The organism is Mesorhizobium sp. M1A.F.Ca.IN.020.06.1.1 (genome assembly GCF_004023265.1).
In the GTDB taxonomy this organism is placed as follows: domain Bacteria; phylum Pseudomonadota; class Alphaproteobacteria; order Rhizobiales; family Rhizobiaceae; genus Mesorhizobium.
The window spans coordinates 1-2,350 of the sequence record NZ_RZSR01000930.1 but is presented as its reverse complement, the minus strand read 5'-3'; the positions used below and the strand labels follow the sequence as shown (position 1 = coordinate 2,350).

2 protein-coding genes are annotated in these 2,350 nt (G+C 59.5%); one reads left to right on the top strand and one right to left on the bottom strand.

Annotation, left to right across the window (positions count from 1 at the left end):
* Positions 1-915, top strand: a 915-nt coding sequence (locus tag EOA60_RS29185; RefSeq protein ID WP_128312342.1) for an aldehyde dehydrogenase family protein, incomplete at its 5' end; no start/stop codon positions are given.
* 445 nt (positions 916-1,360) lie between these two features.
* Here EOA60_RS29185 and EOA60_RS29175 read toward each other — a convergent pair.
* Complete coding sequence (locus EOA60_RS29175) at positions 1,361-2,239, bottom strand: hypothetical protein (RefSeq protein WP_245502634.1); 879 nt, start codon at positions 2,237-2,239, stop codon at positions 1,361-1,363.
* Positions 2,240-2,350: the final 111 nt, after the last annotated feature.

The following is a 2,350-nucleotide window of genomic DNA, read 5'->3' as shown; positions in this document are numbered from 1 at the left end:
AATGCCGTGCTCCTCAAACCGTCAAATCTGACACCGTTTTCCGCGATTAATCTTGTCGCCGCGCTTGTGGAGGCGGGCTTGCCGCGGGAGGTCATTACCGTTGTTCACGGCGACAGAGAACTCGTTACAGCCCTGGTTGCTGCACGAGACGTCCGTATGGTCTCCTTCACCGGCGGCTTCGCCACCGGAGAAGCCATTGCCCGGAAAGCCGGGCTCAAGAAGCTCGCGATGGAACTGGGCGGCAATGCGCCGGTCGTGGTGATGAACGATTGCGACTTCGACAAGGCAGTCGAAGGCTGCGTATCCGGCGCCTTCTGGGCTGCCGGGCAAAATTGCATCGGCGCTCAACGTGTCCTGGTGCAGTCCGAGCTTTATGAACGCTTCCGCGATGCCTTTGTCGGCGCAACGAAAAGGCTCAAGGCAGGCGATCCTTTCCACGAGGACACCGATGTCGGTCCGATGATATCGCAGAAGGTCGCCGAACGCACCGAAGCAGCGGTCAATGACGCTATCAACGCCGGCGCCAAACTGCTTTGCGGCCACCAGCGTGAAGGTTCCCTCTACCACCCGACCGTTCTCGAAGGCACTCCGACGAGCTGCCGGCTATGGCATGAGGAAGTGTTCGCGCCGGTGGTCATGCTTGCTCCTTTCAGGACCCTCGATGAAGCCATCGAGATGGCCAATCAGCCGGAATACAGTCTGCATGCCGGCATTTTCACTAGCAACCTGTCTGTCGCGCTTGAGGCGGCAAACAGGATCGAGGCTGGCGGGGTGATGATCAACGACTCCTCGGATTACCGGTTCGATGCCATGCCGTTCGGAGGCTCTAAATACGGCAGCATGGGCAGGGAAGGCGTGCGGTTCGCCTATGAGGAAATGACCCAGCCCAAAGTTGTTTGTATCAACCGCGGATAAAACAGCAAATGGTGACTGTGGAAGCGGACAGGCGCGTTGAGAGCGACCTGGTGGCGAAGGGCACCTGCCTTCTGATGCTCTCTTCGGAATTCACACACTCCGAGCGGCCGAGAATTTCGACGTTTCGGGCATCCGCCTGCCTGACTTCCCGGAGTTCATAGTGGCCATGGCAATGGTCAAGAAGGCTGCTGTTGAGGCGAATCTGGAGCTTGGTCTGACCAGCCCGGCATCGGAGCGGCTATCGCCCGGGCTTGCGACCGACGGGGCGACCTTATGATCGGCTTGTTCGGAGAACTTCTCTACGAATGATGGGATCGAAACGGCTAGAAGGTTCGGAACAATGCGAGATGCGGCATCGTGCGGACCTCCCTCTCAACGGCCGCGCGAAGCGGTCGTTGACAATGCGACTTGTCTCGAGAACCGACCAGCAACAATGCCGCTTGAATTACCCGAGCTCGTGGATCGCGACGCTAGGAATGACCGTCTTGGCGATGTCGCATAGGTGCTGATGATGGGTCAGATAGATTACCTGGCCCACACTGGCCATCTCACCGAACAGGCGGAAAACTTCCTCCGACCGAAGATGGTCGAAGGTCTCCATGATGTCGTCGGCGATGAACGGAACAGACGGCCTGAGCTTGGCAAACTCGTAATATCCGGCAAGCCGCAGGGCTAGGTAGAGCTGGAATCGCGCGCCTTTCGACAGAGCGTCTGCGACCTTCGATTGGCCATCCTTCTGCGTTGCGATGAGGACCTCGCCCCCCTTTACCGGCTGGGTCGTCAAGCCTGTGTACTGGCCGCGTGTGATCAGTGCGAAGGCGTTGGAGGCCTCGCTCATCATTCCGGAGCGGTGACGTTCACGATAGACCCGGAGCGCGCTCGACGCCGACATCACTCCAAGCTTTAATTCGATATAATGGAGGGCCTTCTCCTCGATTTCGAGAAGGACGGTGCGACGATCAGCATCGATGCGGGCAACTGCGCTGTCGCCGCCGATAGCATCGAGCTTGTCAGTTGCCCGGGTACGCCGGACGAGTTGCTGTTGCAATGCTTCATCGAGGTCGGCGAGGCGCCGCTCGATTTCGGCTTTTTCAATTGCGAGCCCATCGAGATCGAGGCCCTCCAGCAACGACCGCGCCTGGCCGACATCGGCGACGGCGAGCTCGCTCTTCAGTCGTTCCTCAAGCTCGGCAACGTCACTCTGCAGGCCGTCTCGCTCGCGAAGCTGTTCATCGCGCTCTGCGACCTGCGGCAGAGTCTTCACGCCAAAGGCATCGAGCACTTCCCGCTTTGTCGTCTCGTGGGCCGCGATCTCGGCGTTCAATGCCTCCTGAACGTCCCGCAACTTTTGAACGTCAAGTAGAAGATTCGTCCTCGCCTCAAGGGCGCGCTCGGCTCGCTCAAGGCGCTCGGCCAGCCTGGCCCTCACCTGTTC